14 protein-coding genes are annotated in these 19,114 nt (G+C 71.0%); 3 read left to right on the top strand and 11 right to left on the bottom strand.

The annotated features are described in order from the left end of the window. Window positions 1-166: 166 nt before the first annotated feature. From ACHBTE_RS22165 to ACHBTE_RS22195, 7 genes are all read right to left on the bottom strand, one after another. Window positions 167-1,528, bottom strand: a complete 1,362-nt coding sequence (locus tag ACHBTE_RS22165) for a cytochrome P450 (RefSeq protein WP_394725744.1) — start codon at window positions 1,526-1,528, stop codon at window positions 167-169. A gap of 145 nt (window positions 1,529-1,673) precedes the next feature. Further along, entirely contained in the window at window positions 1,674-2,672 is a 999-nt protein-coding gene (locus ACHBTE_RS22170) for a nucleoside triphosphate pyrophosphohydrolase (RefSeq protein WP_394725745.1), read from the bottom strand. A 152-nt stretch (window positions 2,673-2,824) separates the two neighbouring features. Then, complete coding sequence (locus ACHBTE_RS22175; RefSeq protein ID WP_394725746.1) at window positions 2,825-3,466, bottom strand: SurA N-terminal domain-containing protein; 642 nt, start codon at window positions 3,464-3,466, stop codon at window positions 2,825-2,827. A 184-nt stretch (window positions 3,467-3,650) separates the two neighbouring features. Continuing rightward, a complete protein-coding gene (locus tag ACHBTE_RS22180) occupies window positions 3,651-5,147 on the bottom strand; it encodes a protein kinase (protein ID WP_394725814.1) in 1,497 nt (498 codons plus the stop codon). A gap of 38 nt (window positions 5,148-5,185) precedes the next feature. Further along, window positions 5,186-5,857, bottom strand: a complete 672-nt coding sequence (locus ACHBTE_RS22185; protein ID WP_394725747.1) for a hypothetical protein — start codon at window positions 5,855-5,857, stop codon at window positions 5,186-5,188. Between the two features lie 187 nt (window positions 5,858-6,044). Beyond that, window positions 6,045-6,788: an N-acetyltransferase gene (locus tag ACHBTE_RS22190; RefSeq protein WP_394725748.1), complete on the bottom strand. Its 744-nt coding sequence runs from the start codon at window positions 6,786-6,788 to the stop codon at window positions 6,045-6,047. Between the two features lie 97 nt (window positions 6,789-6,885). Beyond that, a complete protein-coding gene (locus tag ACHBTE_RS22195) occupies window positions 6,886-7,656 on the bottom strand; it encodes an HNH endonuclease family protein (RefSeq protein ID WP_394725815.1) in 771 nt (256 codons plus the stop codon). Window positions 7,657-7,846: 190 nt separating this feature from the next. On the opposite strand from ACHBTE_RS22195, the gene ACHBTE_RS22200 reads away from it, so the two are divergent. Further along, complete coding sequence (locus ACHBTE_RS22200) at window positions 7,847-8,029, top strand: Rv0909 family putative TA system antitoxin (protein ID WP_394725749.1); 183 nt, start codon at window positions 7,847-7,849, stop codon at window positions 8,027-8,029. Window positions 8,030-8,344: 315 nt separating this feature from the next. Here ACHBTE_RS22200 and ACHBTE_RS22205 read toward each other — a convergent pair whose 3' ends face one another. Next, window positions 8,345-9,226 carry a hypothetical protein gene (locus ACHBTE_RS22205; protein ID WP_394725750.1) on the bottom strand — a complete coding sequence of 294 codons (882 nt, stop codon included), beginning with the start codon at window positions 9,224-9,226 and terminating at the stop codon, window positions 8,345-8,347. A gap of 120 nt (window positions 9,227-9,346) precedes the next feature. On the opposite strand from ACHBTE_RS22205, the gene ACHBTE_RS22210 reads away from it, so the two are divergent. Then, window positions 9,347-10,045 (top strand): TetR/AcrR family transcriptional regulator, encoded by a 699-nt coding sequence (locus ACHBTE_RS22210; RefSeq protein WP_394725751.1) that lies wholly within the window; start codon window positions 9,347-9,349, stop codon window positions 10,043-10,045. Between the two features lie 106 nt (window positions 10,046-10,151). On the opposite strand, the gene mfd is transcribed toward ACHBTE_RS22210, so the two are convergent. Beyond that, window positions 10,152-13,682, bottom strand: coding sequence for a transcription-repair coupling factor (mfd, locus tag ACHBTE_RS22215; protein WP_394725752.1), 3,531 nt, complete (start codon window positions 13,680-13,682; stop codon window positions 10,152-10,154). Between the two features lie 348 nt (window positions 13,683-14,030). Here mfd and ACHBTE_RS22220 point away from each other — a divergent pair, with 348 nt between their 5' ends. Beyond that, the gene (locus ACHBTE_RS22220; protein WP_394725753.1) at window positions 14,031-15,479 is read left to right on the top strand and encodes a DUF2079 domain-containing protein; all 1,449 of its coding nucleotides are present in this window, start codon (window positions 14,031-14,033) and stop codon (window positions 15,477-15,479) included. Between the two features lie 186 nt (window positions 15,480-15,665). On the opposite strand, the gene ACHBTE_RS22225 is transcribed toward ACHBTE_RS22220, so the two are convergent. Together ACHBTE_RS22225 and ACHBTE_RS22230 are read right to left on the bottom strand one after the other, a co-directional pair. Then, the gene (locus ACHBTE_RS22225) at window positions 15,666-18,236 is read right to left on the bottom strand and encodes an ABC transporter permease (protein ID WP_394725754.1); all 2,571 of its coding nucleotides are present in this window, start codon (window positions 18,234-18,236) and stop codon (window positions 15,666-15,668) included. Next, window positions 18,233-19,021 (bottom strand): ABC transporter ATP-binding protein, encoded by a 789-nt coding sequence (locus tag ACHBTE_RS22230; protein ID WP_394725755.1) that lies wholly within the window; start codon window positions 19,019-19,021, stop codon window positions 18,233-18,235. Before ACHBTE_RS22230 ends, ACHBTE_RS22225 begins: the two co-directional genes overlap by 4 nt. Window positions 19,022-19,114 lie beyond the last annotated feature (93 nt).

Raw genomic sequence — 19,114 nt, forward strand, 5'->3', positions numbered from 1 at the left:
CGGGGACCTTTCGCGAGACAGCAGTGACCGCGGCGCGTAAAACCTGGGCGCCGTCGTTGATCCGTGAACGTATAGGCAGACGATCACTTGTCACAAGTTAATGCCGCGTAGATCACGTGAAGATCACAGACATGAGCGCGTGTCGCGTTTGCCGACGTGGACGGACCTACTCAACTGGGGTGAATTCCACCGGAAGCGTGCGCAGGCCTCGCATGATGAGACCGCCCCGCCACCGCAAGTCGGCAGGGTCGACGGCGAGTTGCAGATCGGGGAGGCGGGTGAGCAGGGTCGCGAGCGCGGTCTGGCCCTCCAGGCGGGCGAGCGGGGCGCCGAGACAGTAGTGGATGCCGTGGCCGTAACCGAGGTGCTGGTTGTCGCGCCGGGCGAGGTCGAGGACATCGGGGTCGGCGAACCGCTCCGGGTCCCGGTCGGCGGCGGCCAGGACGACGAGGACGGGGTCGCCGGCCGCGATGCGCTGCCCGCCGATGGTGAGCGGTTCGGTGGCGAAGCGCCAGGTGGCGAGCTCGACGGGGCCGTCGTAGCGCAGGAGTTCCTCGACGCCGGTCTCCAGCAGGGCGGTGTCGTGGGCGGCCAGCGAGCGCTGAAGACGGGCGCGCTGCTCGGGGTGGGTGAGCAGCGCGAAGGTGCCGTTGCCGATGAGGTTCACGGTCGTCTCGAAACCGGCGAACAGAAGGATGAACGCCATGGCCGCGGCCTCGTTCTCGGTGAGGTGCTCACCGTGATCCGAGGCGCGGATCAGGCCGGAGATCAGGTCCTCTCCGGGGGTCGGGGCATCGGGGAGCGCCTCGCGCTTGCGGTGGATGAGGTCGGCGAGATAGCCGCGCATCTTCTTCACCGACCGCGCGACGCCACCCCTCGGGCCACCCTGGTGACGGATCATCATGCCCGCCCAGTCCCGGAAGTCGTCCTGGTCCTCACGAGGGACGCCCAGCAGGTCGCAGATGGCGTAGATGGGCAGCGGGAAGGCGAACTCATGGATGAGGTCGGCCTCCCCCTTCCCCGCGAACCCGTCGATGAGCTGGTCCGTGAGCTCCTGCACCCGGGGCGCGAACTCGGCGACGCGGCGCGGGGTGAACGCCTTGCTGACCAGCCGGCGCAGCCTGGTGTGGTCCGGCGGGTCGATGTTGAGCAGATGCGTCATGAGCTCGGCCTTGCGCTCACCGGGGATGCCCGTCTTGCCCTTGGCGTGGGCCGGCTCGTCGTGGTGGGCCGGGTTCTTGGAGAGCCGGTTGTCGGCGAGCGTCTGCTTGGCATCGGCGTACCGCGTGACCAGCCATGCCTCCACCCCACTGGGCAGCCGCGTCCGATGAACGGGGGCGTGCTCACGCAGCCATGCGTAGGCGGGGTAGGGGTCGCTCGCGAACTCCCAGGTGAAGAGATCCGGGGGGTCGGGGGTGGGGCCGGCGGGGGTGGGGGACGCGGGGGGCGTGGTCGCGGGGGTGGACGCGGAGGGCGGGGTCGCGGGGGACGTGGACGCGGGGGTGGTGGGGGTGGGCTGGTCGGTCACTCCTTGACGGTATCGGGGACGGTATCGGTCGGGTCGGGGCGTCTCGGGGGCCGGGGCGTAATGGGGGCCGGGGCTGTGGCCCGTGATGGGGGCCGGGGCGGGATGGAGGCCGGGGGCTGCGGAGGGCGGGCCCCCGGCTGCCCTGCTACTCCCCCTGTCCCTCGGCGGCTCGCTGTCCCTCGGCGGCTCGCACCGCGTCCCGGTAGGCCCGGGCCGCGACTCGCAGGGCCGCCTCGGGGTCGACCCCGGACGCCTCCGCGCGGGTCGCCATCGCGAGGAGCTCGTAGCCGATGCCCTCACCCTTCGGCAGGGGGACGTCCAGGCCCGCCGTGCGCACCCGGGAGGCCAGCTTCGCCGCGAGGGCGAGGCCCGGCTGGCCCAGGGGTATGCCCTCCGTCACGGACTCGCGCTGCTTCTCGACCGCCTTGGTGCGCCGCCAGTGCTCCTTGACCTCCTCGGGCGTCGTCGCCAACTCGTCACCGAAGACATGGGGGTGGCGGTGGATGAGCTTGGCGACGATGCCGCCCGCGACGTCGTCGATGGAGAAGGGAGCCTCCGTGTCCTCCTCGGCTATGCGGGCGTGGAAGACGACCTGGAGCAGGACGTCCCCCAGCTCCTCGCGGAGCTCGTCGCGGTCGCCTTCCTCGATCGCCTCGACGAGTTCGTAGATTTCCTCGATGCCGTACTTCGCCAGGCCCTTGTGGGTCTGCTGGGAGGACCAAGGGCACTCGGCGCGGATGCTGTCCATGACCTGGACGAGGTCGAGGAGGCGGGCGCCGGGCAGGTCGTAGGAGGCGGGCAGCAGTTCCAGCTCCGGCATGGTGGCGCGCCCGGAGCCGGCGAGACGGGCCAGGCCGTCGGTGAGGGCCGGCTCGCCCTCGCCCGTGGCCACGACGACGACCGTGCGGCCACCGGCGCATGCGGCGATCAGTTCCTCGGCGGTCGGCGCGGTCTCGTCGACCTTTGTCCCGGCCTCGCGCAGATACGGCAGCTGCGGATGCGCGCCGTCCGCGCACAGCACACGGTCGGCGCCGTGCAGCGCCTGCCAGGCGGGCCAGGACAGCAGGCCGGGGGCGACCCGGTGGCTGGTGGTGAGCAGGACGATACGGCCGGGGGAGACGGCTTCGGGGCTGGTTGCGTTCACGATCCGAACGTAACCCACGAGGCCGACGGCCCCTCGAGTTGTCCACAGGCAACCGTCGGGCCTTGTCCACAGGCGGGCCCGCGGGCCTTGTCCACGGGCGGGCGGGCGCGCCTGTTGACCAGCAGGCGGGCGCGCCGTGCCCTGCCCTGCCGCTACGCCGTCTGCCCCGCCCCCGTCGCCGTCACCTCGCGTACCCACGGCGTCTTCGCGTCGGCACGGCTGCTCTTCTGGACATCCCAGGTGCCGTAACGCGGGTTGAGGTCGATGTCGAGCTTCTTGGACGCCTCGGCCAGCGCGTTCCAGAAGGCGGGCTTGCCGGTGTCGGTGCCGAGCTTCGTGGCGAGCTTCTCGGCCTCGAGCTGGAGGCGGAGATTCTCGTCGAGGCGCTGCGGCGGGATGCCGTACTGCTGGAGCCAGGCCGTCTCGAGCGCCTTGGCGCCGCCGACCTGCTCCTCCAGGTCGCCCCGCATCTGCTGGAGCTCCTTGCGGGTCACGGTCACACCCGCGTCCCTCGCGGCCCGGTGCAGCACCTCGTCCAGGACCATGGTGTGCAGGACGTCCCTGGGGAGGGTGCCGGACTTGGCGATGACCTGCGCGTACTGGGCGTCGTCCGGCACGGCCTCGCGCTGGGCCGCGCGGACCTCGCTCACCCTGTTCTCCAGCTGCGCGACGGTGATCCGCTGGCCGCCGACGACGGCTGCCGCGCCGGGATGCGCATCGTTTCCGCAGGCGGTGAGCAAGGGTGCCGCGGCGATCGCGGCGGAGAGGAGGAGCGCGGTGCGACGGCGGTGCAAGGAGACCTCCCGAGGAGAGCTTGTGCGGCAGTGCACAAAGTCTTGCGGTGATCGATGGTAGGCAGTGGGCAAGCTCTGGCCAACCCATTCGACCAACGATTCATCAGGACTTCCGGCACCGCCGTGCCACCCGCACGGCCCTCAGCGTGCGCGATCGGCGGCGCCGGCCGGTCGTAGCCGAGTCCTAGCCGCGCACCTGTCCCAGCCACTGAAGCGTCCGGCGCACCTCGGCCGCGAGCGGGTGAACCGGGCCGTGCAGGCGTTCCACGTCGAGCAGCAGCCGGGCCAGCGTGTCGTGGGCGGCGGGACGGTCGCCCAGGGCGAGCAGAAGGTGGCCGATGCGGCGGCGGACGTCGTGGGCGAGTCCGTGGTCGTTGCCGGAGACGTACTGGTTCTCGTAGTACGGCAGCAGCGAGCGGTACTCGGCGAGGGCCGCCGCCGGCTCCCCGAGCTGCTCCAGGCACTGGGCGGCGTCGTAGCGGAAGCGCAGGGACTGCGGGTCGGCCTGGCCGGCCTCGGCCGCGCGTTCGTCGGCGAGGCGGCGCAGTTCGGGCAGCGCGCGCCGGTACTGGCCGTCGTCCATGAGCGTGGCCGCGTACTGCTTGCGCAGGGTGCGCACGACCGGGGAGTGCTCGCCGTGCTGTTCGGCGGCGGCGGGCAGGATCGCGCCGAGGATGTCGACGGCCTGGGTGATGCGTCCCTCGCCGAGGAGGCGCTTGACCTCGTCGACGGCTCGCGCGACGTCCGGCTTCTCGTCGGCGGGTGTGACGGGGGTGGCGGGGGTGGGCTGGGGCGCGGGGGTGCGGGCCCGGTCCGGCCAGGGAGCGTGCGGGCGCAGGAAGGGGCGCGTGGGGTCGAGGGGCGCACCGCTGGGTGTCCCGCGTGGGGGCAGGAGCGGCGCCAGCGCCTCGTAGACCTCCTGCGCGGAGGCGGGGCGGTGCTGCGGGTCCTTCGCGAGCAGGCGCAGGACCAGGGCTTCCAGTGCCTCGGGGACCTCGGGGCGGATCCGGCGCACGGGCAGCGGCGGCTCGTACAGGTGCCGGTGCAGCACGCCGAGCGCCGTCGAGCCGGAGAACGGCACGTCGCCGCTGAGCAGTTCGTGCAGCACGACGCCCAGGGCGTACAGATCGGTGTACGGGCCGACCGCGCCGCCCATCGCCTGCTCGGGCGCCATGTAGGCGGGCGAGCCGATGGGGGTGCCGGTGTGGGTGAGGCGGGTGGTGTCGGCGTCCATGACGGAGGCGACCCCGAGGTCGAGCACGGTGATCGTGCCGTCCTGCTTCACCATCACGTTGCGCGGCTTGAGGTCGCGGTGGACGATCGGCACCGCGTGCACCGCGCTGAGTACGGCGCACAGCTGCGCCGCGACCGACACGGCCCACTGCCACGGGTACGGGTTGTGCTCGGCCAGATGGTCGGAGAGGTCGGCGCCGTCGACGTACTGCATGACGAGGAACAGCTCCTCGCCCGCGGTTCCCGCGTCGTGCACCGTGACGAGCCCGGGGTGGTCGACCTGGGCGGTCACCCGGCACTCGCGGTCGAACCGGCGGCGCAGCTCGTCCGCCTCCTGTCCGGCGACCTTGTCGGGACGCAGCAGCTTCACGGCCACGCGTCGGTCGAGTCGCTGGTCGTACGCCGTCCAGACCTGCCCCATGCCGCCCTGCCCGATGAGCGTGGACAGTTCATAGCGGCCGGCGACGACACGTCCTGCCGTCACGGTCACCTTCCGCCCTCGTGGGTGTCGTCCTGCCGCCCGTCGTGCTGGCGCAGGTAGTCACTGAGCTCGTCGAGTTCGGCGCGCACCTGGTCGATGCGGGCGGGCGCGGGGCGCTGCGGGGGCGGCGGCACCGGCGTCCCGGAGATCGGCGGCTGCGGCACGGGGGTCTGCTGCATCGGAGGCCGGGGTATCGGCGTCTGGGGTATCGGCGTCTGCGGTGCCGGGCCCTGGGACAGCGGCGGTCCCTGCGGCACGGTCGTGGCGGTGTACGGCGACTGGCCCTGCGGGTAGCCGTAGGCCGGGGGCGTCTGGGGGCCGTGTCCGGAGAGGCGGAGCTGCTGGAAGTGGCGGATGTCCGCGGCGAGGTAGTACGCGATCGCCGCGACCATGCCGCCGAGGAGGAGGATCAGGCCCGTCCAGCCGCGCGCGCTGTGGATCTCGTCACCGGGTTCCGTGCCCAGCAGGTAGAGGCCGAGGAACTCCACCACGATCGACGCCGCGAACAGACACCAGTCGCGCGGTCGTCGGGTGACGATGGCCAGGCGCAGCATCATCACCCACAGCAGCATGCCGCAGCTCATCACCGAGACCACGACGAAGGCCACGCGCACGAAGACCAGCCACCCCGTCGTCGGCGGCTGCTTCACCGGCTGCGTGTAGCCGTGGCCTTGCATGGCTGCTCCTGTTGCCTGAAGTGGACGTGCAGGGTCGGCCCCCGGCCCGGTGTGGACAACCTCGTTCGTGCGATTGTCGCTTCGAGCGTATAGGTCGACACCGACATACGGTCACCGGTTGTACCGAACCGTTGTCGTGCTGATCACTTCGCTTGACGTCGCAGGTCGCGGAGGCTCGGCTTCCGGCTCAGAGCGAGTGCCGCATCCACACGTTGGGCTCGACGTACACGGCACAGTCCCGCTCCGGCTCGCACCGCACCGGCGCCAGCGCGCCGGGCACCTCGACGTCGCCCGCGGTGTCGAAGGGCAGCCCGGTCCAGCCGCGCCACTGCTCCAGCGAGCCGGCGACGGTCATGGAGGCCGGGGCGATGGAGTCGATGGTGGCGCCGGCCCGGGCGTGGACGCGCAGCCAAGGGTCGTGGGGCAGGCCGTCGGGGCGTACGCGACGGGCGTACTCCTCGATGGGGGTGTGCGGTTCGAGGTGCTTGGCGTTGGGCCGGACCGGGGCGACCACCTCGCGAAAGCCGAGGGCCCAGGCGTTGTCACGCATCGCGGAGAGCATCCGCGCGGACAGGCCGGTGCCCTGGGCGTGCGGGGCGATGACGACCGAGATGGCGCTGACCGTGTCGGGGCGGGTGCCGTCGCGCAGGTCGGCGAAGGCCCACACCAGCACCTCGTCCCAGCCTCGGGCGGGCAGCTTGCCGCGGCCCTCGGCGGCGAGGGCGAACGGCACGCTGTAGGCGTGGGCGACGACCTCGCCCCGCTCGTCCTCGGCGAACTGCACGTACTCCGGGAGTTCGAGGGGGATCCGGCCGTACAGGGCGTTGCCCACCGGGTCCTGGGTCGCGAACTCGGGCCAGGTGTCCGCCATCTCCAGGACCCCGCCCAGCATCTCGGGCCGTTCGGCGAGGCTCTGCACCTTCAGCTCCATGCCCATCACCGTAGAGCCGGTGACACCACGCCGACCAACCTATTTCCGCCCACCGACCGGCACTTCGTCGCCGGCCCTCGTCACACATCCGGTGGCCTCAGCCTCCGCACTGGCGCAGCATCATCTCCTTGTCGGCGGTGGTCACCGGCAGTTCGTACTTCAGCGACACCTGGGCGAAGCGCACCGCGTAGGAGCAGCGGATCCGCTTGTTCGGGGGCAGCCAGGACGCGGGCCCCGAGTCGCCCTTGGAACTGTTGGTCGGGCCGTCGACCGGCATGAGGTTGAGGGGGTCGTTGGCGATGTCCTGGCGTTTGCCCTCCGGCCAGCGGGAGGCACCCATCTGCCAGTCGTACGACAACGGCATCACGTGGTCGATCTGTACGGCCGTGGCACGGGACTTGGCCCACTCGATGGTCCTGCCCGTGTAAGGGTCGTGCAGCGTCATGGACATCACGACGCAGTCCGAGCCGGAGCGGAAGCGGACGGCGTCACCGTCGCGCCTCAGCAGGTCGTTACGGGTGTCACAGCCGTTGCGCGCGAATGGGACGCCACCCGGGGCCGAGTCCATCCAGGCATAGCCGAACTCGTCCCGGTCGTAGCCCGTCCTTGGACCGCGCCCCTTGGTGGCCACCTTCTCGATGAGGGCCCGCGCCTCGCTGCGGTCGGCGTCCGAGGTGAGGGGCGCGAGCCCCGGCTTCGTGCCGTCGGGGTTGTCCAACGGGTTCGCGGCGCGGCCGGCCCCCGGAGCGGGGGCAGCGGAGTCGGAGGCTGCGCCGTCCACGGGCAGGTCGACGTCCTCGCAGCCCGTCAGGGCCAGCACCATGCCGAGCATCGCCGCGGCGCTCGCCGCCCCGCCCCTCAGACGCATCACGACGCGTCCCTCCCCTTGCTGCCCGTCCGCCCGCACAGGCGGCTTTCCCTGGTACGCCCTCGTCCACACGGTAGCGACCCGGCGCACGGCGGCGTTCAGGAGGTCCAGACCATTCGGGATTCAATCGCGCATACCTCATAATCCGGGCGTATCGTCGTTGGTGAATCACCTCCGGAAGGAGTTCCGCATGGGCATCTTCGACAGGTTCAAGAACCGCCAGGGTCAGGACAAGGCCAGGGACATGTCCGACACCGCGGAACGGAAGGCCAACGAGAAGACGGGCAACAAGTACGAGAGCCAGGTCGACGACGCGCAGCAGCGCATGGAGCGCGAGCTCGGCATGGACCGCGACAGGCCCGACCAGCCGTAGACCGAGGACGCGAGGACGCCTTCAGCGAACCACTTGCGATCAGGGACCGTCCGCGGGGAGAAATCGTCTGCGGGCGGCCTCTTCGCGCTGTGCCGTCAGCGTCGCGCTGTCCGCCTCGCGCCGTTCGCGTCACGCCGATCGCGGCGCCCCGTTCGCGGCGCCCGTTCACACCGTCGCGTTCACACCGTCGCGTTCACGCCGTCGCGTTCGCCGCCGCGTTCACGCCGCCCGTTTCCAACGAGTCCATGTACGCCTGCCCGCGTACACCTTCTCGTTGACACCTTCTCGTTGACACCTCTCATCGAACCCTCGCGTTCACACCTTCCCGATTCCCAGCGTCGTCTCCGAAGGCAGCAGGCCGCTGGACAGCACCGCCACCCAGAACTCGCCGAGCAGCTCCACGAGCCGGTCGATCTCCTGCGCCGTCAGCGCCCGCCAAGGCGCGACGGCCAGCCGGTCGGTGTCGTCCTCCACCGCGCGCCGCAGCTCCCGACCCGCATCCGTGGCCGTACCTTCGGCGTCGACCAGGCCCCGGGCCGCCAGGCGGGCACGTGCGGCTGCCCATTCCTGGGGGCTCCAGCCTCGGCTCTCGAAGCGCTGCACGGACGCGGCGCCGATCGCGGCGAAGGACACCAGCGATTCGACGGGGTCGAGGCCGGCGACCAGCAGGGCGGCTATGTGGCCGTCGCCGCGATGCTCGCGCAGCAGCGTCGCGGCGTGCCAGAGCTGAAGGTGCGGGGCCTCGGGCCAGTCCAGGGCGGCAGTGGCGGCAGCGAGCGGGCGGCCCGCGGTGTCGGCGGCCTCGGCGGCGCGGCGGGCGAGGGCCGCGGCCTCCGCGAGTTCCGAACTGTCCGCCCTGGCGCCGAATATCGCGCGGTAGGACCGGTCGATCCCCCGCGCTCTCGCCCGCAGCAGCGCTGCGGGATCGGCGATCTTCCAGGCGTGGTCGATGTGTTCGGCGACCATGCGAGGGCTGAAGCTGTAGAAGGCCGAGGCGACGCTCTCCGCGCCGACCGCGCCCAACGGCGCCGCCCGGTACGGGAAGTAGCTCGGCCAGCGCTCCTCGACGGGATAGCCGAGTGCGGCAGCCTCCTCGAAGACCTCCGGCGCGTAGTACAGCACCGCGTGCAACGGCTCCAGCAGGTGCCAGAGCTGACGTACGCGACCCGGTTCCGGACCGCTGCCTTGATTCACCATGACGCGACTCCCCCTCGCTCGATCACCGCGGGCTTCTCCGAACCCACAACTTGACACTGACAAGATTGCCCGAAGCCTCACGAACTTGTCAATGCCTAGATTGCGCGTACGCTGCTGACCATGACCCCCGCGCCGAAGCCGCCCGCCTCCGCGAAACAAACCGCCGAGCAGTCCCGCCAGGCCGAGCAAGCCCCCCAAGCCGCCCAGGCTCCCCAGCCCGCCCAAGCCACTCAGGCGACCCCGAAGAAACCGTCCCCTCGCCGCACCTACCACCACGGCGACCTCCGGCGGGCCATCCTCACCGCCGCCCTGGACGTCATCGCCTCCGACGGCCCCTCCGCGCTGAGCCTGCGTGACCTCGCCCGTCGCGCCGGTGTCTCGCACGCCGCGCCGGCCCATCACTTCAGGGACCGCACCGGCCTGCTGACCTCGATCGCCGCCGAGGGATTCGGGCTGCTCGCGGACACACTCACCGAGGCCGACGACCTCAAGGACGCCGGCGTGCACTACGTCCGCTTCGCACGCGAGCACCCCGCGCACTTCCAGGTGATGTTCACTCCCGAACTGCTACGCACCGACGACCTGGAACTGACCGCGGCCCGCACACTCGCCGGTGACGCGCTGCGCGGCGCCGTCTCCGCCGTACGTCCCGAGACCCTCGGCATCGACTCCCGCCTGGCCGGCGTCGCCGCCTGGTCCCTGGCTCACGGCTTCGCGGCGCTGCTCCTCGGCCACAACCTGGACGGGCCGGTGGGCGACAAGGATCCCGAGGAGGTGTTCCGGACGCTGGCGGCGACGCTGTTCCGGAGCGGTACTTGACCTCGAGTCCGCTTGAGGTCACGGAGTCATCCGGCCCGCCCGGCCGCCACCCAGCCGGCCCCTTCCGCCACCCGGCCAGCACCCTGCCGAGCCCCGCCGCCCCCGGTCAGGACCCCAGAATCGACGTCAGGAACTCGCCGACCCAGCCGAGCAACTCCCGTCCGACGAGTGGCTTGCCGCCCACCTTCGCGGTCTTCGGGCGCGGTACCAGCACCTGGTGCACCGCCGGCTTGATCACGGAGCCCGGGTACAGGCGCTTGACCCGCAGTTCCTGGGACTCGCGCAACTCCACAGGCGCGAAGCGGATGTTGTTGCCCTGGAGGACGATCTCGCCGACGCCGCACGCGCGTGCCAGCATGCGCAGGCCCGCCACCAGCAGAAGGTTCTCGACCGGCTCCGGCAACTTGCCGTAGCGGTCGACGAGTTCCTCCCGTACGGCCTTGATGTCCTCCTCCGTGTTGGCGGAGGCGATGGCACGGTAGGCCTGGAGACGGAGCCGCTCGCCCGGCGCGTAGTCGTGCGGGACGTGCGCGTCGACCGGGAGCTCGATCTTGACCTCCAGGGGCGGCTCCTCCTCCACGCCGCCCTCCAGGGAGGCCCGGTAGTCCGCGACCGCCTCGCCGACCATGCGCACGTACAGGTCGAAGCCGACGCCCGCGATGTGGCCGGACTGCTCGCCGCCCAGCAGGTTGCCTGCGCCCCGGATCTCCAGGTCCTTCATCGCCACGTACATGCCCGCGCCCATCTCCGTGTGCTGGGCGATGGTCGCCAGGCGCTCGTGGGCGGTCTCCGTCAGGGGCTTCTCCGGGGGGTACAGGAAGTAGGCGTAGCCCCGCTCGCGGCCACGGCCCACCCGGCCGCGCAGCTGGTGCAGCTGGGACAGGCCGAAGTTGTCGCCGCGCTCCACGATCAGGGTGTTGGCATTGGAGATGTCGATGCCGGACTCGACGATCGTGGTCGACACCAGTACGTCGAACTTCTTCTCCCAGAAGTCGACGACCACCTGCTCCAGCGCCTGCTCGGACATCTGGCCGTGGGCCGTGGCGATCCGTGCCTCGGGGACGATCTCGCGCAGGCGGGCGGCGGCGCGGTCGATCGACTCGACCCTGTTGTGGATGTAGAAGACCTGGCCCTCGCGCAGCAGTTCGCGGCGGATCGCGGCGCCGATCTGCTTCTCCTCGTACGGGCCGACGAAGGTCAGGACCGGGTGGCGCTCCTCGGGGGGCGTGGTGATCGTGGACATCTCGCGGATGCCCGTGACCGCCATCTCCAGGGTTCTGGGGATCGGGGTGGCCGACATCGTCAGTACGTCGACGTTCGCGCGCAGCTTCTTCAGCTGCTCCTTGTGTTCGACACCGAAGCGCTGCTCCTCGTCGACGATGACCAGGCCCAGGTCCTTGAACTTGGTCTCCGACGAGAACAGCCGGTGCGTGCCGATGACGATGTCCACCGAGCCCTCGCGCAGGCCCTCCAGGACCGCCTTGGCCTCGCTGTCGGTCTGGAAGCGGGACAGGGCCCGGGTGTTCACCGGGAACTGCGAGTAGCGCTCGGAGAACGTCCCGAAGTGCTGCTGGACGAGGAGGGTCGTCGGCACCAGTACCGCCACCTGCTTGCCGTCCTGCACCGCCTTGAAGGCGGCCCGCACCGCGATCTCCGTCTTGCCGTAACCGACGTCGCCGCAGATCAGACGGTCCATCGGGACCGACTTCTCCATGTCCTCCTTGACCTCGGCGATGGTCGTCAGCTGGTCCGGGGTCTCTGCGTACGGGAAGGCGTCCTCCAGCTCGCGCTGCCAGGGGGTGTCCGAGCCGAACGCATGGCCGGGCGCCGCCATGCGCGCGCTGTAGAGCTTGATCAGGTCGGCGGCGATCTCCTTGACGGCCTTCTTGGCGCGCGCCTTGGTCTTCGTCCAGTCGGCGCCGCCCAGGCGGTGCAGCGTCGGGGCCTCGCCTCCGACGTACTTGGTGATCTGCTCCAGCTGGTCCGTCGGGATGTACAGCCGGTCGCCGGGCTGGCCGCGCTTGGCGGGGGCGTACTCGACGACGAGGTACTCGCGTGTGGCGCCCTGGACGGTGCGCTGCACCATCTCGATGTAGCGGCCTACGCCGTGCTGCTCGTGGACGATGTAGTCGCCCGTCTCCAGGGTGAGCGGGTCGATGGTCTTGCGGCGGCGCGCGGGCATCCGGGCGCCGTCCTTGCCGGCCGCCTTCTGCCCGGACAGGTCGGTCTCGGTCAGGACGGCCAGCTTCAGGGCCGGGTCCACGAAGCCGTAGTCGATCGAGCCGCAGGCGACATGGACGAGCGACGGGGAGATCTCCCCCAGGTCGGCCTCCAGGCGCGCCGCCACGCCCTCGCCGCCGAGCACCTCGACCGTGCGGGCCGCCGGGCCGTGGCCCTCGGTCACGAAGACCGTGCGCCAGCCGTCGGCGAGCCAGCCCTTGGTGTCGGCGAGGGCCTTCGCGGTGTCACCGCGGTAGCTCTCCGGGGCGTGCATGCCGAGCTTGAGGGTGTCCGCGTCGAGTTCTTCGTCGGCCGCGAAGGGGGAGACCGACCACCACATCATCTCCAGCTCGCGCGCGCGGTCGCGTACGTCGGCGATGGACCACAGGGAGGCCGCGCCGACGTCGATGGGCGCCTCGCCACCGCCGGCCGTGGCGGCCCAGGACGCCTGGAGGAACTCCTGCGAGGTGGCCACGAGGTCGGCGGCACGCGTGCGTACCCGTTCCGGGTCGCATACGACGGCCATGGCGCCCTTGGGCAGGACGTCGAGCAGCAGCTCCATGTCGTCGACCAGGACGGGGGCGAGGGACTCCATGCCTTCGACGGCGATGCCTTCGGCGATCTTGCCGAGCAGTTCGCCGAGCTCCGGGTGCTGCTCGGCGAGGGCACGCGCGCGTGCGCGTACGTCGTCGGTGAGCAGCAGCTCGCGGCAGGGCGGGGCCCACAGGCCGTGCTCGGCGACTTCGAGGGAGCGCTGGTCGGCGACCTTGAAGTAGCGGATCTCCTCGACGTCGTCGCCCCAGAACTCGACGCGCAGGGGGTGTTCCTCGGTGGGCGGGAAGACGTCAAGGATGCCGCCTCGTACGGCGAACTCGCCGCGCTTCTCCACGAGCTCCACGCGCGCGTAGGCGGCGGCTGCGAGGGCGTCCACGATGGCGTTGAGGTCGGCGGTCTGCCCGGTCCTCAGTGCCACCGGTTCCAGCTCGCCGAGGCCCTTGACCTGGGGCTGGAGGACCGAGCGGACCGGCGCCACGACGACGGAGACCGGGCCGGTCCCGGGGTCGTCGGCGCTGGGGTGGGCGAGGCGGCGCAGGACGGCGAGGCGGCGGCCCACGGTGTCACTGCGGGGGCTGAGTCTCTCGTGCGGGAGGGTCTCCCAGGACGGGTACTCCACGATGCCCTGCGCGGGGAGGAGGGAGCGCAGCGCTGCCGCCAGGTCCTCGGCCTCCCGGCCGGTCGCCGTCACCGCGAGAACGGGGCGGTCGCTTTCCCGGGCGAGGGCTGCGATGGCGAACGGGCGGGCCGCCGGGGGGCCCACCAGGTCGACGTGCATGCGGTTGCCGTCCGCGGCTGCCCTGGTCGCTTCCGCGAGGGCGGTGTCCTTGACTACGGCGTCGAGCAGACCGTGCAGACTCATTCGGGGCGCTTTCCGTCCGGGGTGGCAACACGAAGGGCCCGACACGTCGTACGGGCCGGGGGTTCCAGCGTACGTCGCCGCGCGGGCGGGCGCGGGGGCTGTGGATAACGTCCGTTCTCCCGCGCTCGGTGTGTGTCCGGAGGGCGTCCGCCGGGCGCTCGGAGTGCGTCCCGTGGACAGTCCGGTGGGCGTTCGCCGCCGCTTGGTCCCGTCGAGTCCCGTCGAAGCCGTCGGAGCCGTGGCGGCCACAGCCGGCCACAGGCTGCCGCAGGGCAAGGACGGCCATGGTTCCGGACACACTCCCCCGGCAAGTCAAGGCCATGCATGTACACCGCGTAAGGTCCCCTCATGCCCACGCCCGCTCCCTCCGCGACGCCGAACACGTCCTCCGAGCCCCACATACCGGCGGCCGACGCGCCCTCGGCGGGGCAGAAGCGGTCCGATCCCGGGCGGTGGGACCCCTGGCTGCTCTCCGCCGTCATGTTCGTCGGCTACGCGATCGTGTCCGTCGGGCGCTACCGGCACCTGGGGCAGCGCTCCTGGGATCTCGGGATCTTCGAGCAGGTCATCCGCTCCTATGCGCATCTCCAGGCGCCGATCGCCGATCTCAAGGGCCCCGGGTTCAACATTCTCGGCGATCACTTCAGCCCGGTGACCGCCCTCCTCGCGCCGCTGTACCGGGTCTTCCCTTCGCCGGTCACCCTGCTCGTCGCCCAGGCGGCGCTCTTCGCCCTCTCCGCCGTGCCCGTCACCCGCGCCGCGGCCCGGCTGCTCGGGCGGCCTCGCGGGCTCGCGATCGGCGTGGCGTACGGGCTGTCCTGGGGGATGCAGCAGGCCGTCGACTTCGATTTCCACGAGATCTGCTTCGCCGTACCGATCATCGCCTTCAGCCTGGAGGCGCTGCTCGCCCGGCGCTGGCGCGCCGCCCTTGTGTGGGCGCTCACGCTCGTCCTCGTGAAGGAGGACCTGGGGGTGACGCTCGCCGCCATCGCCCTGGTCGTCGCTCTGCGGGCCCGGCGCGATTCCCCGCTCGCGGCCCGGTACGCGCTCGGCGTCGCCGTCTTCGGCGTCGTGGCCGTCGCGGTCACCCTCCTGCTGGTCATACCGAGCTTCAACACCGCCGGCACCTACGACTACTGGAACAAGGTGAACGAGTCGGGCGGCGGCGGCCCCTTCGACGGCCTCGACACCAAGCTCCGCACCCTCGGCTGGCTGCTCATCCCGACCAGTGGACTGCTCGCCCTGCGGTCCCCGCTCCTGTTCATCGCCCTGCCCACCCTCGGGTGGCGCTTCGTGTCGTCCTATCCGCAGTACTGGGGGACGGACTGGCACTACAACGCCGTACTGATGCCCGTCGTCACCCTCGCCCTCGTCGACGCGCTCGACCACGCCCGCCGGAGCCCTCGCGCCCGGCTGCGGGCGTACGGGAACCATCTGCCGGCCGCCGTCGCCGCCGCGGCTCTCGCCTTGACGACCGCGCAGCCCCTCGCCGCGCTGACCGAGAGCGAGATCTACCGCAAGCCCGCGCGCGTGAGCGCTGTCGAGCGGCTGCTGGAGCGCGTCCCGGACGGGGCCTCGGTCGAGGCGAACATCGCTCCGATCAGCCGCCTCACCTCGCGCTGCCGGGTCTTCTGGGTCAGCAACGCCCGCGGTGTCGAGCCCGACTACATCGCCCTGGACAACTCCCGCAAGCGCTACCGGGACGTCGAGGCCTACGCCCGGACCCTGCACCCCGACGCCCGGTACGCCGTCACGGGCACCGCCTACGGAGTCGTACTCCTGAAACGGCAGACCTGACGCGCACGCAGGTCGCCGGACACGCGGGCCCGGGCGGAGTGTGGAACTCCGCCCGGGCCCTTCCCCGTTTCCCCGTTGCCCCGTTGTTTTCGAGTGTCGTTGCCTCCTGCCTCCCGTGCGCCCCCCGCGGTGGCCACCGCGACCCCCGTCCGCGGCGGCCACCGGGCCTGTCCCTGCCCGCGGTCGCTACTCCGTCGCGATCGCGTTCAGTACGTTCATCCGGCCCGCCCTGAACGCCGGCACCAGGGCCGCGAACAGGCCCACGAAGGCCGAGCCGATGAAGACGCCGATGATCGTCGGCCAGGGGATGTCGAGGACGTTCAGGCCCTCCAGGGCGAGCAGTTGCTGTGCCGTCGCGCCCCAGCCCATCCCGAGCCCGAGGCCCAGCAGGGCGCCGAAGAGGGCGATGACCACCGACTCCATGCGGATCATGCGGCGCAGTTGGCGGCGGGAGAGGCCGATGGCCCGCATCAGGCCGATCTCCCGGGTGCGCTCCACCACGGACAGGGCCAGGGTGTTCACCACGCCCAGCACCGCGACGATGATCGCCAGGGCCAGCAGTCCGTAGACCATGTTCAGGAGCTGTCCGACCTGGTCCTTCAGCTCCTCCTTGTAGTCGGTCTGGTCGCGGACCTGGTACTGCGGATAGTCGTCGAGCGACTTCTTCAGGGCCGCGTACGCCGCCTCCTCCTGGCCTTCCTTCGCCTTGCCGAACATGATCACGTTCTGCGGGATCCGGTCGGCGGGCAGGTACTTCTGGAGCGTCGCGATGCTCATGTAGCGAGCGCCCTGGTCGATGGAGGTCTCGTCGTCCGTGATGGCCGCGACCTTCAGCTTCGCCGTCTCGCCGCCCTCGAAGGCGACGGTGATGGTGTCACCGACGTGCACGCCGTGCTCCTTGGCGTAGTCGGAGCCGACCGACATGGCGTCCTCGCCGTACGCGGCGGACAGCGTGCCTTCCGTGGTCGTCCGGCGCAGGTCCTCGGCGTACGTCGGGTCGGCGGCCGTGAGCCCGGAGTCGTCCTTCTTACCGTCCGGCGAGGTCAGGGTGGCGTTGATCTCCTTGTAGCGGGTGACGTGGGCGAGACCGGGCGTCTGCTGCATGGCCTTCTCGGCCTGCGCCACGATCCGCTGCTGCTGGGCCATGACGATGTAGTCCGCGCCCACCGACTTGTCCAGCTCGCTCGTGGCCGAGGCGACCATCGAGGAGCCGACCACCGACAGACAGGCCACCAGTGCGAGGCCGATCATCAGCGCGGCGCCGGTCGCGCCGGTCCGGCGCGGGTTGCGCAAGGCGTTGCGCTCGGCCATGCGGCCCACGGGTCCGAACGCCCGCAGCAGCACCGCGCTGAGCACCCGGACCACGGCGCCCGCGAGGAGCGGACCGATGACGACGAAGCCGATCAGGGACAGCACCACTCCGCCGCCGAGCATCAACGCGCCGTCGCTCGCCTTGTCGGCGGTGGCCGCGGCGTAGAGGGCGAAGACGCCCGCGCCGGTCAGCACCAGACCGATCAGGCCGCGTATCCAGCCGGCCTTGCCGTCGGCCGGCGTACCGGCGTCGCGCAAGGCGGCCATCGGGGAGACCTTGCCGGCGCGGCGGGCCGGCAGGTAGGCGGCCAGCACCGTCACCACGACGCCCAGGATCAGGCCGACGACCGGGGTGGTCACCTTCACCGTGAGGTCTTCGGTGGAGAGGGTCATACCGGCCATCGACATGAGCTTCATCAGGCCGACCGCGATACCGACACCGGCGCCCACGCCCAGCACGGAGCCGACGAAGCCGAGCAGCAGCGCCTCGACCAGCACGGAACGGTTGACCTGCCGGCGCGAGGAGCCGATGGCCCGCATGAGGCCGATCTCGCGGGTGCGCTGGGCGACCAGCATCGAGAAGGTGTTGATGATCAGGAAGATGCCCACCAGGAACGCGATCCCGGCGAAGCCGAGCATGGCGTACTTGATGATGTCCATGAACTCGCCGACGTCCTTGCGGTTCTCGTCGGCGGCCTCCTCGGCCGTCTGGATCTTGTACGAACCGTCCAGGGACTGGGCGACGGCCTGCTTGAGCTTCGCGTCGCTCACGCCGTCCGCCGCGGTGACGGAGACCTGGGTGAAGCGGCCGGTGGCGCCGAGCAGGGTGCGCTGGGCGGTCTCGGTGTCGAAGTAGACGACGGCGGCGCCCGGGTTGGTCACCTTCCAGGAGGCGATGCCGACGATCCGCGCGCGGATGTCGCCGGTGGCGGCGATGGTGCGCAGTTCGTCACCGAGCTTCAGGTCGTGCTTGTCGGCGGTGTCCGAGTCGACCATGACCTCGGTGGGCCCGCGCGGGGCGTGACCCGAGGTGATCTCCATGGACTTCAGGTCGTTCTTGGTCCAGTTGCCGGCGATGGTGGGGGCGCCGGTGGTGGAACCCATGTTCTTGTTCTCGGAGTTGACGACGGTCACGTTCATCGAACCGACCGAGCCCTCCGCCGCCTCGACCCCGTCGACGGCCGCGACCTTCTCGACCGTCGAGGCCGGCAGCGAGGCCGGCCGCCCGGTGCCCGCGCCGTCGTCCTCGTCACCGGACTCCTTCGGGCTGACCGTGACGTCGGAGGAGGTGACCGCGAAGAGCTTGTCGAAGGTGGTGTTCATCGTGTCGGTGAACACGAGCGTCCCGGACACGAAGGCCACGGACAGCAGCACCGCCACGGCCGACAGGGCCATACGCCCCTTGTGCGCGAAGAAGTTGCGCAGGGAGGTCTTCACGACGGTCATGACGTGCGCCCCCGGGCGTCGAAGTCCTTCATGCGGTCCAGGACGGCGTCGGCCGTCGGCTTGTACATCTCGTCGACGATGCGCCCGTCGGCGAGGTACAGCACCCGGTCCGCGTACGAGGCGGCGACGGGGTCGTGGGTGACCATCACGATGGTCTGCCCGAGTTCGTCGACGGACCGGCGCAGGAAGCCGAGGACTTCGGCGCCGGCACGGGAGTCGAGGTTTCCGGTGGGCTCGTCACCGAAGATGATCTCCGGCCGGGCGGCGAGGGCGCGGGCGACCGCGACGCGCTGCTGCTGGCCGCCGGAGAGCTGGGTGGGCCGGTGCTTGAGCCGGTCGGACAGGCCCACGGTGTCGACGACCCGCGCGAGCCACGTCTTGTCGGGCTTGCGGCCGGCGATGTCCATCGGCAGCGTGATGTTCTCCAGCGCGTTGAGCGTCGGAAGCAGGTTGAACGCCTGGAAGATGAAGCCGATCCGGTCCCGGCGCAGCTGGGTGAGCTTCTTGTCCTTGAGCCCGGTGATCTCGGTCTCGTCGAGATGGATCTGGCCACTGGTGACGGTGTCGAGTCCGGCGAGGCAGTGCATCAGGGTGGACTTGCCGGACCCGGAGGGGCCCATGATCGCGGTGAACTGGCCCCGCGCGATGTCCACATCCACATGGTCGAGGGCGACGACCCGGGTCTCCCCCGACCCGTATGCCTTGACGACCTGCCGCGCCCGCGCGGCAACGGCCGTACGCCCTCCAGTACCCCCGTGCCTGGGAATGGTCACAGCCGATGTCACGGTATGTCTCCTATGGCGGTCATCAAATGAGTCACGAGATCTGGTTACGACGATCAGTCTCGCGTCGGGAGGAGGTGCTGCGCGCTGGTGCAC

Origin of the sequence: Streptomyces sp. M41, from assembly GCF_043673425.1 — a bacterium.
In the GTDB taxonomy this organism is placed as follows: domain Bacteria; phylum Actinomycetota; class Actinomycetes; order Streptomycetales; family Streptomycetaceae; genus Streptomyces.